The 11346-nt window shown below is 68.0% G+C and carries 7 protein-coding genes and 2 pseudogenes; 4 read left to right on the top strand and 5 right to left on the bottom strand.

All coding sequences use genetic code 11. The annotated features are described in order from the left end of the window. Nucleotides 1-95: 95 nt before the first annotated feature. Nucleotides 96-479, bottom strand: a pseudogene (locus ACFY2Z_RS41145) (aldehyde dehydrogenase family protein); the annotation flags it as partial. Nucleotides 480-1010: 531 nt separating this feature from the next. Between ACFY2Z_RS41145 and ACFY2Z_RS41140 the strand changes: the two are divergent. The 3 genes from ACFY2Z_RS41140 to ACFY2Z_RS41130 all read left to right on the top strand — a co-directional run bounded on the left by ACFY2Z_RS41140 (nt 1011) and on the right by ACFY2Z_RS41130 (nt 4149). Continuing rightward, nucleotides 1011-1559: a GNAT family N-acetyltransferase gene (locus ACFY2Z_RS41140; protein ID WP_390749117.1), complete on the top strand. Its 549-nt coding sequence runs from the start codon at nt 1011-1013 to the stop codon at nt 1557-1559. 64 nt (nt 1560-1623) lie between these two features. Beyond that, on the top strand, nt 1624-2538 hold the full coding sequence (locus ACFY2Z_RS41135; RefSeq protein WP_390749116.1) for an IS982 family transposase: 915 nt from the start codon (nt 1624-1626) through the stop codon (nt 2536-2538). 99 nt (nt 2539-2637) lie between these two features. Continuing rightward, nucleotides 2638-4149 carry a DEAD/DEAH box helicase gene (locus ACFY2Z_RS41130; protein WP_390749115.1) on the top strand — a complete coding sequence of 504 codons (1512 nt, stop codon included), beginning with the start codon at nt 2638-2640 and terminating at the stop codon, nt 4147-4149. Here ACFY2Z_RS41130 and ACFY2Z_RS41125 read toward each other — a convergent pair. From ACFY2Z_RS41125 to ACFY2Z_RS41110, 4 genes and pseudogenes are all read right to left on the bottom strand, one after another. Next, a complete protein-coding gene (locus tag ACFY2Z_RS41125; protein ID WP_390749114.1) occupies nt 4127-5188 on the bottom strand; it encodes an NUDIX domain-containing protein in 1062 nt (353 codons plus the stop codon). The two genes, ACFY2Z_RS41130 and ACFY2Z_RS41125, sit on opposite strands and share 23 nt — an antisense overlap. Before the next feature lie 111 nt (nt 5189-5299). Next, nucleotides 5300-7188, bottom strand: a pseudogene (locus ACFY2Z_RS41120) (ATP-binding cassette domain-containing protein). Nucleotides 7189-7757: 569 nt separating this feature from the next. Beyond that, on the bottom strand, nt 7758-7952 hold the full coding sequence (locus ACFY2Z_RS41115; RefSeq protein WP_390749113.1) for a hypothetical protein: 195 nt from the start codon (nt 7950-7952) through the stop codon (nt 7758-7760). A 478-nt stretch (nt 7953-8430) separates the two neighbouring features. Continuing rightward, nucleotides 8431-9384, bottom strand: coding sequence for a Ppx/GppA phosphatase family protein (locus tag ACFY2Z_RS41110; RefSeq protein ID WP_390749112.1), 954 nt, complete (start codon nt 9382-9384; stop codon nt 8431-8433). A 712-nt stretch (nt 9385-10096) separates the two neighbouring features. On the opposite strand from ACFY2Z_RS41110, the gene ACFY2Z_RS41105 reads away from it, so the two are divergent. Next, entirely contained in the window at nt 10097-11146 is a 1050-nt protein-coding gene (locus ACFY2Z_RS41105) for a PP2C family protein-serine/threonine phosphatase (protein ID WP_390749111.1), read from the top strand. The last annotated feature ends 200 nt before the right edge of the window (nt 11147-11346 follow it).

Here is an 11346-nt window from a genome sequence, read left to right as displayed (position 1 = left end):
TCCGAGTAGTCCTTCATCGCCATCGGCGGGGTTCTCGCTTCCTCCGGATCAAGCAGATCCAGTATCAGCGTGTCCACCACTCAGGGGGAGGCCCCAGTGTCCAGCCGCTGAGCCTCGCCACTGTTGAAGCGGCGCGCTTCCTCCGCGGCGAACCTGAACACGGACACCGCACGGCCGACCTCGCCGCGAGCCCATTTGATCGGCTTTCCGTTCTCCGCGGATATGAGCTGCGCGATCTCCTCGCGGCGCTCCACGAGGCGCTTGCTCACGTGGTCGAGCGCGGCGGCACGCACATATGCTGGCGTAGCCGCGAACTCATCGCGAACGGCGTATGCCGACGCCACCGCCTCCTCGACCTGCTCGTCGGTGGGAACACTGACCTTTCCGATGAGCTGCCCGGTCCAGGGGGAGCTAATAGCCAAGGTCGTCTCACCACTGGCCGCGCGGCCGGCGAGCCAGAAAGCACGGGTGGGAATCATGTCCTGTCACGGCCCTTTACGTCTGAAGGTGCGCTGACGTGCATCCGCCAGCAGTTAAACCGTAGGACCGCTGAGGTGACAAAGTTTTGTACGTGGTGTAGTGATCGCATGCAGGCGCATGCCGGAAGGTAGGCTTTCGCGCGGCGGTCCATCCTTCGGACGGTGACTCGCGGTTATCGACGTTCGATACGAGACCAGTGACCGACGTCCGTCGCACCATTGGTTCTTTCGACACCTGATCCTGGTGTGACTGCCCGACGGAACCTGCTCGACGCGCTGATGTCTCGCGTACTAGCTTCCCGCGGACGGCGCTGCGGAAAGGAATTCCTCAACCTCGTGTGTTCAGCTACGGCTGTGACCTGATGCCCCGACAGAAGAAGGGTTCTCCCACCTGCGATGATCTGGATTGCCTAGATGATCAATTCCAAGGGGGCGGTGCGATCGCCTGGCCTGGTTGATGCAGACGTGCCGAGGACGTCCGAGCGTGGATCGCCAGCCTTGAGCGGTTCTGCGATCGATTAGGGTTGCGCAATGTTCGAAGGAAGCTTGGTAAGGCTGCGTGCGCTGCGCTCCGAGGACGCGGAGCATCATCTTCGGTGGCGCAACGACCCGGAAGTGGTGCGCTGGGCCGCGGCCGGCGATCCGTGTTTCGGACCGGTCTCAGCAGAGGCGATCGGGCTCGGCTTCGACACCATGCTGCGCCTGATCCCGAGAGAGTCGGCCGTGTTCACGGTCGAGGATCTCGCAGGCGGAAGGGTGATAGGCATGGCCGACTATCGGGATCTGGACCCGTACGCCGGAGTGGCCACGCTCGGAGTCACCATCGGCGAGCGAGAGTTCTGGGGTCGCGGCCATGGCAGTGACGCATTGCGGCTGCTCGTGGGCCACTTGTTCGGCGCGTACTTCCTGAGCCGGCTGGAGCTGGACACCTGGAGCGGCAACGAGCGCGCCATGCGCGCCTTCGCCAGGCTGGGCTTCCGTGAGGAAGGCCGCCGCCGGTCGGCGGTGCTGGTGGAGGGGGAGCGCTACGACCGCGTGCTTTTCGGGATGCTTCGCGAGGAGTGGGCAACTCCCGCGTGACGCCGTAGAAGATCTTCCAAGGGCTGTTTGTGAGGGGGAGAACGAGGGCGCCCAAGATCGTTATGTGACGAACAACCTGGACACCCTCGCGACAGCACTCTATGTGACGACCGACGATCTGCTGAAGGAGCGTCCGGACTTGGCGCCATGGCGGCCGACGGTGGGGATCGCGCCGCAGCTCACCGACGCCGAGCTGGTCACCCTTGCGATGATGCAGGCCATGCTGGGGTTCACCTCCGAAGCCAGGTGGCTCCGGCATGCCCGGGCCCACCTGCGGCACCTCTTCCAGTACCTGCCGCAGCAACCCGGCTACAACAAGCGGCTGCGGAAGGCCGCCGAGTTGCTCCGCCAGGTCACCCGGATCCTCGCCACCAGCACCTCGGCGTGGACCGACGATGTGTGGGTCGTGGATTCCACACCCGTGGAGTGCGGCCGCTCACGTGAGACCGTGAAACGCTCCGACCTGGCCGGATGGGCCGAGTACGGGTACTGCGCCAGTCACAGCCGGTTCTTTTGGGGCCTGCGGCTGCACCTGGTTTGCACCCTCCAGGGCCTACCTGTCGCCTTCGCCCTGATCGGGGCCAAGGCCGACGAGCGCGAGACCCTGCTGGACCTGCTCGCAGCCGAACCGCACCTCGTTGCCGCCCAGCCCGGCCAGACTCTGATCGGCGACAAGATCTATTTCGGCCGCGACTTCGATGACGAACTGGCCCAGCAGGGCATCCAGTTGCTACGGCCAACCCGCAAGGGCGAACGGCAGCGGCCCGGCGGATCCCTGTTCAAGTCGCTCCGGCAGGTCATCGAGTCGGTCAACGAGACATTCAAGGGACAGCTCAACCTCGAAGAGCACCGAGGACGCACACCCCGCGGTGTCATCGCCCGTGTCACGCAACGCATACTCGCGCTGACTGCCGCCATCTGGCACAACGACCACACCGGACAAGCCACCCTCCGCTCGCTCACCCCCTACGATCACTAACCCCTTGGAATTGATCATCTAGTGGCCAGCTTCCCGCCACATGCTCACGCTCATCCGCTGCCGGGCGGGCCGCCCTGGCGTCTGCCCGATCCGCGGCACGTGCTGTTGTCCCTCATGGACGCGGTCGTGGACACGCTGCTCGCCTCGGCGGCGAACGAAAACCCTGCCCAGCAGGCCGACTCACCCCATTCTTCGCTCCCCGCTGCCGCCGAAACGAAACCGCACCCCGCCGCAGCGGATACCGGCCCAGCAGTCCGGTTCGAACTCCGCGTCCAGCACAGCGAGGACACCCCGTACCCGCTCCACGAGGACGGTGCCGTGGACCTGGTGCTCCAGGTACGAAGCCTCAAGGACGCATCCCTGATCGTGGATGCTGCCGACCTCGCCGACCTTCCCGCCACGTCGGACGAGCTCTTCGGCAAGAGGCCCCTTGCAGCCGTTGCCGCCGTCCTCGCCGAGCTTGGAGATCTGTGGGAGCCACTCGACCGGCTCACCACAAACGACGACGACTTTATGACCCGCCTGACTCCCCAGGAACTCGAGGAGTTGCTTCGGCCACGCGGTCCGGCACAGGCGCTGCGCCGCCGCGGTGTCGCGCTCCTGCTGCCCGCCGAGTGGGCGTCGTTGGAATCGGTCGCCGTGATGGACGCCCCGGACGGCTCCTCGATCGTGGACGGTCTGCTGCAGTCCTTCGACTGGCGCTTCTCCCTCGACGGCCAGCTGCTGACCGAGGAGGAGATGGACCAGCTCGCCGAGTCGCGCAGACCATTGGTGCGCCTGCGCGAGGGGTGGGCACTGGTCAACGACACCATCCTCCGCAGGGCCAGAAGCCGGTTGGCGACGCAACTGGAACCGGGTGACGCACTGGCAGCCGCAGCGGCGGGCGAGCTCGTGGTCGACGGCGAGTCCGTGCCGTGCACCGCGATGGGCGCCGCAGCCCGCCTTGCGACCCAGGAACCGCTGCTGCCCGCACTGGAAGAGCCTCCAGGCCTGGTGGCCACCCTGCGGGTGCACCAGAGACGGGGCCTGGCGTGGCTGGCGGACCGCTGCTCCCTTGGACTCGGTGGCTGTCTGGCCGACGACATGGGACTGGGCAAGACCATCACAGTCATCGCCCTGCATTTGCACCGGCTGGCCTGCGGCGAGGCAACGGGCCCGACGCTGGTGGTCGGGCCCAGCATCGTCCTGGACAACTGGATCAAAGAGGTGGAGCGGTTCGCCCCGGGCGTCACGGTGCGGCGCTTCCACGGGCCTTCCCGTTCCCTTCGGGACCTGACGCCGGAAACCATCGTCGTCACCGCGTACGGAGTTCTGAGCGACTGGAGGCTCGCCCGGATCGAATGGGGTCTGATCGTGGCCGACGAGGCCCAGCGCATCAAGAACCCCAGATCGAAGACGTTCAGCCACATCCGCGAGCTGAACGGCCAGGTGCGGGTCGCGCTGACCGGAACGCCGGTGGAGAACCGGCTTCGCGACCTGTGGGCCATATTGACGTGGACCACCCCGGGTCTCCTGGGTTCCCATGAGGTCTTCCAGGAACGGTACGCGCGCCGCGCAGCTCGTGGCGGCGTCGGCCTGTTGGCCGGGTTCATGGTGATTCGGCGGTGGTGATTGGGTAGCGGTGGACGGGAGGGAGGCCGGTCAGCAGGCCGGGCCAGAGGGTGTCGATGACGTGGGCGCTCGGGGTGAACAGCGCTTGGGCGAGGTGGGGTAGGTCGGTGGGCTCGTGCCACTCCCATCGGTGGATCAGGTGCGGTTCGGTGACGGTGGGTTCGCCGGTGTAGGTGGTGATGCGGACGGCGGCGGTGAGGCGGGGGATGCCGTGGGTGGAGTCCATCAGGATGGCGAGCAGCCGCGCGTCGGTGGGTTCGGCCTTCAGGCCGGTCTCCTCCTTGAGCTCTCGCAGGGCCGCGTCGAGGAAGTCCTCGTCGGCTGTGTTCTTGCCGCCCGGCAGTTCCCAGACGCCGCGGGTCGACCAGCCCAGCAGGATCCGCCCCGCCGAGTTGGTGACGGCGACTCCGGTACCGGTGAGGGCGTGTGGGGAGGGACGCCTTTTGCCGGCGCACGCTACCTGGGCCGGGGGGAGGGCGGGGTGGCGCAGGATGACGAGGGCGAGGCCGTCCGCGTCGTAGCGGTCGGCAACCGTCCAGCCAGCACGCAGCAGTTCGAGTTCCTCCTCGTCAAGGGCGATGTCACGCTTGTCCTTCGGTACGGCGTCGGCGACGGGCGTGATCACGCAGAGGACACCGTCGGGGCGTAGGCGTTCGCGCAGCCGGTTCATGGTGCGGGTGCGGTCGCGGATGAAGGCCCAGCTGAGGCGGAAGGTGATCAAGTCGTAGGCGGGATGGGGCAGGTCGTCGAAATTGTCCCGCTCGATGTCGAACAGCCGGTACGTCACCGCGAGGGTGGGGTCCTGCGCATGGGCCTGGGTGAGGGCGGAGGGGGCGTAGTCGATGGCGTCGACCTGGTAGCCACTGTGGGCGAGGTGGCGGGCGAGTTCGCCCAGCCCGCAGCCGATGTCGAGGGCGAGCCCGCCCTGCGGGGCTGGGGCGTGTTCGGCGAGCAGTCGGCGCTCGGCGTCGTCGAGGGGCCGGAAGGTCTTGCCGTTCGCGTAGTGCGTATCCCACTTCTCGGACGTGGTGTATCCCACGGGTACGTCTCCTTGCCTGATCGGAGGGCGGTCAAAGGAAGGTGTTGGCGCGCAGGTGCGCAGTCTGTGTCAAGGGCGAGTTCCGGGTCGCCGTGGGCGCGGCATCGATGGTCAGCGATCACTGGAGAGGGCCAGGAGTTCGGCGAACGTCCCGCCGGCGTGGACGCGGTCGTCGTAGCGGCCTTGTTCGGTGATGCGGCCTTCCTCGAGGACCACGATGTGGTCGGCGAGTTTGGTGTTCTCCAGGCGGTGGGTGACGACGATGGTGATGCGGTCGGCGGCAATGGCTTTGATGCGTTCGAAGATCTGATGCTCGCCGCGGGGGTCCATCTGGGAGGTGGGCTCGTCGAGGATCAGCAGGGCGGGCTGCCGGTATAGGGCCCGGGAGCAGGCGATGCGCTGCCATTGGCCGCCGGAGAGTTCCGCGCCGCCGAAGATCTCGCGGGCGAGGAGGGTGTCCAGGCCGGTGGGAGGTCGTCGATGGCCTCGCGCATGCCGACCGCGTGGACGGCTTCCCAGACGGGGTCGTCGTGGTGGGTGCGGGGCTGTCCGAGGGTGATGTTCTCCCGCACCCGCAGCGGCCACTGCGCGAACAGTTGCGGGACCAGCCCGGTCTTCTGCCACACGGTGGCCGGGTCGACATCTGCGAGGTCCATGCCGTTCCAGGTGACGCGGCCTTTGTCGGCGAGGTAGATCCCGGTGATCAGGCGTGTGAGCGTGGACTTGCCGGAGCCGTTGGCGCCGACGATGGCGAGGATGTCACCGCGGCGCAGGGTAAGAGAGACACCGGCGACGGCCGGCTTGTCCTTGCCCGGGTACTGGTAGACGACCTCCTCCAGGCGGATCTCGTCCACCGGCCCGCTGACCTGCAGCGGGCCGCGCTGGGGTGCGCGGGCGGCGACGTCGTCGAGGAGGGTCTGCATGTCGGTCAGGTACAGGCTGGTGTGGAAGAGCGCGGCCCCGCCCCTGATCACTTGGGAGAGGGCGGCCAGCGTGGTCTGCACGGCGACGACAGCGGTCGCAGCGAGCGCGAGCGCGATCCGTCCCGTCACCGCCAGCCACGCCGGCGCGCCCCACGTGGCGAGGAGGAACATCCCGGCGGCCAGGGAGGAGAGCAGCCCGATGCGCAGGGTGCGCGGGGCTGCGGCCAGGGTGCGGGCATCACAGCGCTGGGACAGCGACCGGTACCAGAAGATCAGATAGTCGGTCATCGAGTTCGCGCGGACCTCGTCGCCGTACTTGGGGGTCGTGGACCACCAGCGCATCATGCCGCGCACGTTGCGGTCGGCGATGTTGGCGTAGTGGATGGCGTAGTCCACGCGGGCGGTGAGGACGGCGCCGACGCCGGCGGGGAGCACGGCAAGCAAGAGCAGCGGCAGCAGCAGCGGATTGAGCACGGAGATCGCTGCTGAGGCCGTGACCATCCTGATGAGGGCGGACAAGAACCGCTGGGCGTCCGTGACCATGACCTGGGTGCGGATCACCCCCATCTCCGCGGCCTCCTGACGGTCGGCAAAGCCGTCGACGGCGTGCGCGCAGGACTCGACGCGGCAGACCGCTTCCACCAGCGCGGTGTCCGTCTCGGTGGTCAGGCGCGGAGTGATCCGCCGTTCGCAATAGGTCGCCACGACGCCGGCGGTCCGGGCCAGGCCCGCGGCGATCCCGACGACCACGAGTGCCGGCAGAGCCTGATGAAGGCGGTCGGTGACCGTACCTCCGGACAGGAGGGGGCGCATGGCCCGGGCGGTCGCCGCCAGCAGTACGGCGGCGGCGATACCGGTGAGCACCGGGCAGGCCAGCAGCCAGACGACGGCCGGGCGGTCGATGCACCAGGCCATGCGGATGATGCGGCCCAGAACCGCGGGGATCTGCGCGCTCAGTTTGCCAAACGACGCCTGGCCGAGCGGGTTGACGGAGTACTCACCGCTGTATGTGATCTCCGCGGGCAACGGTGGAGGGATGCTGCCGACCTGGTCGCTTGCGGTTTCTGCCGAGGCCAAATGGGGCTCCTCCGGGTCGGTGTCGAGGAACGTACTGCGGCGACATCGAGGTCAACGAAGCCGGCCGCCGCCTCGAACACACGTGTTTCGGACGGCGTGAAATCCGCAAGGCCAAGCGAGGAACGGCTCGTGTAAGCGCCATGGACCGTTGATCCGTCGAGGCGTCCCCGCACCCCGGTGTGGCCGAAACGCCGAAGCAGATACGCATGGGGCCAATGTGGCTGTGGAGACGCTCCCTTGAGCCGGTGGCCGACAGAGCACGGACCGTTGCAGGGCGCGCCGCGGCCGACGTGTCACCGTGCCGGGAGCGGTCCGACCGAGGGCGCCAGCCCACCGGCATCCTCGGCGATGCGGCAGGCGCAGCGGCCGGCATGGGAAAACCGTTCGAAATACCATGCAGGTGCGGGGGCCTGGTGGGGTGCGGGCGTCGGTCGGGTGGCTGGTGGTGGGGGCCTGGTGCCGGGCCGTGTGGGGGAGGGGACGGGGCGGCCCGGCACCAGGGGGCCCGTCCCTGCCTTTGCGTCGGGGGAGCGTTGAGGCAAGGGACGGGGACTTGGGGAGCTGCGGGGTCAGGGGTGGGGGAGGTCGTCCAAGTTGATGACGGTGTAGGCGCGGAGCCTGCGGACCATCTGTGAGGCGAGGTACCAGTGCAGTCCCGGATGTCCGTAGGGCAGTGGCTGGTCGGTGGCGGGCAGCGCCTGGAGTCCTCCACTGCGGTACTGGTAGGGGGTACCGATCACTCCGTACAGCGGGGCGCTCTGCACCAGGAACACCGTCGGTCGGACGTCCAGATGGGGACACTGTCGAAGCAGGTCGTTGCCACCAGCCGGGGCACCTTGCCCCCGCCAGGGACCGCTTGTCCAGGACTCGCCGCCCGTCTCGCCCGTCACGCGGGCGTGGGCAGCGACGGCCCACCACAGTGATTACTGCGGCTGGCCGCGTTCGAAGCGGGCTCCGGCGCGGACAAGGGCAACGAGGTGGGGGCGTTCACGGCCCGCCAGCGGGCCTGGGCGGACTCGACAGGGCGGACGCTCTCCGCGGCGGGGTGGTCTTGGGCTCGGCCGAGGCCTGCGGTTCCGGTGTGGGCTTGGGCGCGGACCCGGGCTGGTTGGCGTCGGCCTGGGCGGTCGCCTCGGATTCGGGCCCGGGGTCCCAGGGGCGGTGGCCGGTGTAAAGGGGTGTTGGTGTCGAAGCCGGGCAGTGGGTGGTCGGTGACGACGCCGGGGTCCTTGTCTGCTGGGATCAGCTGGCACGTCGGTGATGGACTGGGCTGGCGATGACGCCCAGATGTTCAAGCAGTAGCCCCTCCCGGGTGGACCAGGGGCAGATCTCAACACTCTCCGCACCGCACACTTCCATGAGGCTCTCGGCGACCAGCGCTCCCGCCAGGGACTGCTCGGCGCGGTGCCGCGAGATGCCCGCCAGCGCAGCACGGCACTCCGGGTCGACGCCGGCCAGCAGAGGAATCACCGCGCGTAGCTTACGCAACGTCAGCCGTCGTGGCCTTCGCCGTGGCTTGTTCCGCTGGGCGTTGGTGAGCCGGGCAAGCTGCTCGAAGGTTTTGGAGCAGCCGAGAACACGTTCCCCCCGCTCGGCCTGCGGCATACCGGGCACCTGGCTCAAGGATCGGCGCAGATGCTGCCGGACCTCTGTCAGGCTCTGCGTGGACGTGACCGTGCCGCCGGGGAGCCAATTGCGCGTGATCGTTCGTGCGCCCAGCGGCAGTGAACGCACCACGCGGGGCTGATCACCCGTCCCTGCGGCGACCTCCACGGTGCCACCGCCGATGTCCAGTACCAACAAGGGCCCTCCCGCGCACCCCGCCCACTGGCGTGCGGCCACGTAGGCCAGTCGCGCTTCCTCCTCGCCGGGCAGCACCCGCAGCCATGTACCGGTCGAGAAGGCCACACGTGCGATGACCTCGTCGCGATTGGGGGCATCCCTGATTACGGACGTGGCAAATGCGAAGAGCTCTCGCGGACGCAGGCGCAGGTCCGCACCGATCGCTTCGGCCACAGCCCGCTGCACACTCTTAACCCCGGCGCTGCCCAGGCGCCCTTGCCGGTCGAGTGCCTCGTGCAGCCGCAGCCGCACCTTGTACGAGAAGACAGGCTCCGGTTCCGCACCCGGTCGCCACTGCACAACTGTGAGGAAAGCGCTGTGGCACCCGACATCGAGCACGCTCGCCTGCCGCATCCAGCCGTCCTCCCCCGACAGCGCACCATCCCGCACCCGACAGGGCGGACCGAGTCCCCAAGACCTCTCTTTGCCAAACGAGAGGGGGCAGACACCGCACGGCATCCATCTTGTCACCATTATGTCACTGTTCGTACCCGCTCCTTCCGGCAAGCTCCGCTTCCCGGAAGGAGCGGCCGGGATCCGGCATCCCCCCCGCAGCGGTCCCAGGGCGTCGAGCGCGGGCCCCCACGGCATGGCCCGACTGCGCCCGCCGCGACACCTCGAAGCAGAGCCCCAGCCGCAGCGCATCCCCCGGGGTCGGCTGCACCCCGCACCGCACGGCAGGCTCGTTGGACGTGCGCCTTCCAGGCGGTGGAGGCGGCGGACATGCTCGCCCGCAGGGAGGAATTAGGGCTCGGCTGCTTCACCGTAGCCGGACCCGTGCAACACGGCCGACCCGACAGCGATCGCGCAGAGGGCGGCATGCCGTTGACGGGCGAAGAAGGCGTCGCCCGTGGGGACCGCCGCCGACACGGCCACTTCACGGAGAGTGCTCACTGGGGGGCGAAATCGGGCTCGATGGGCCGAGGACGGTCGCAGCGGGGCGAGCAGCCTCGGTGCGCGGCGAAGGCCAGCGAGGCAGGCTGTACCTATGCGTTGGTTTCTCCGTTCGCACTCTGAGTTGCGAGCGTGCGATCACAGGGGGTTCCTTTGCACCCTTGCGCAGTGCGTGCCCTTCGTGCTCGCTCTGTTCGTCGTGGGAATTGAGCTGTCGCCGGCGCACTTTCTGTACACCGGCCCTGTCCTCACCGCAACGCCGGCGCTGGCCGCGGTGACCATGGGCCCCAAGGGCACCACGTCGGCGGCCGTCTTTGCTTTGGCTGTCAGCGTGACCACCGCCACCTACAACAACGCCTGGGGTACCCAACAGGTCTACACCAACCTGCTGGCCATTGCCCTGGTGTCCGTGGCCAGTGTCATGGCCAGCAGTGTCATTGCCACACGCAGGAGGATCGAACTGGACCAGGTCCGACGGATCGCCGTGACGGCGCAGGAGGTCATCCTGCGGCCTGTCCCCGCCAGGCTGGGCCCGGTGCGGGCGGCCAGCCTGTGCCTTGCGGCTGAGGCGGAGGCACAGGTTGGCGGTGATCTGTACGAAGCCGTGCAGACCCCATACGGCGTCCGAATCATCGTGGGGGACGTCCGAGGCAAAGGGCTGAATGCCGTACGAGCGGTCGCGGCGGTGTTGGGCGCCTTCCGGGAGGTCGCGCACTACGAGGGTGACCTGGTGGAGGTCGTGAACCACTGCGCGGCTGCACTGCAACGGGAGGCCGCCGTGCCGGGTGCGTTCGACCAGGAAGCCCTGACGGAGGGATTCACCACCGCGCTCATAGCCCAGGTACTGCCGCACGAACCCACGATGCAACTGGTCAACCGCGGCCATCCACCCGCCCTGGTCCTCCACCAGGGCAGGGTTCATGCCCTGATGCCCACCTGCCCACTGCCACCCTTCGGACTGGAAGACCTCATCCCCCCTCATCCCGTCAAACCCGAAAGCCATCCGTTCCTACCCGGTGACCGTCTGCTGCTGTACACCGACGGTGTAATCGAGGCCCGCAACCGCCACAACGACTTCTTCGCCCTGCCAGACGTCATGGAAACGGTGCACGCCCGTACCCCCCAGGAATTCCTGGAACACCTGCACCAGCAACTGATCCGTCACACCGAGGGCTCCCTGGCAGACGATGTGGCGATGGTCGTCGTAGACCGCCTCGCTTAGGAGCTTGCCGGAAATCAACACGCGGGTTTGATCTTGGTGCCGACACGTTCACGGAGACTGTAAGACGTTTGGCAGACCCCGTTCACGCCGCCGGTGCCGGAGCAGGGAGCGTGTCTGAAAGATCGTGTAAGTCCGTGATGTGACAGGCTGGCCGAGGCCCAGCCCTGGAGCCTTGACCAGCCGGGACGGACGGACATGGC

It is taken from the genome of Streptomyces sp. NPDC001222 (assembly GCF_042896945.1).
Taxonomy (GTDB): domain Bacteria; phylum Actinomycetota; class Actinomycetes; order Streptomycetales; family Streptomycetaceae; genus Streptomyces; species Streptomyces gibsoniae.
This window is presented reverse-complemented; position numbering and strand designations above follow the sequence as displayed.

Bases quoted from the DNA above. Each gene is read 5' to 3' on its own strand.
- ACFY2Z_RS41140 (WP_390749117.1), top strand. From the start codon at position 1,011: ATGTTCGAAGGAAGCTTGGTAAGGCTGCGTGCGCTGCGCTCCGAGGAC.
- ACFY2Z_RS41110 (WP_390749112.1), bottom strand. From the start codon at position 9,384: ATGCGGCAGGCGAGCGTGCTCGATGTCGGGTGCCACAGCGCTTTCCTC.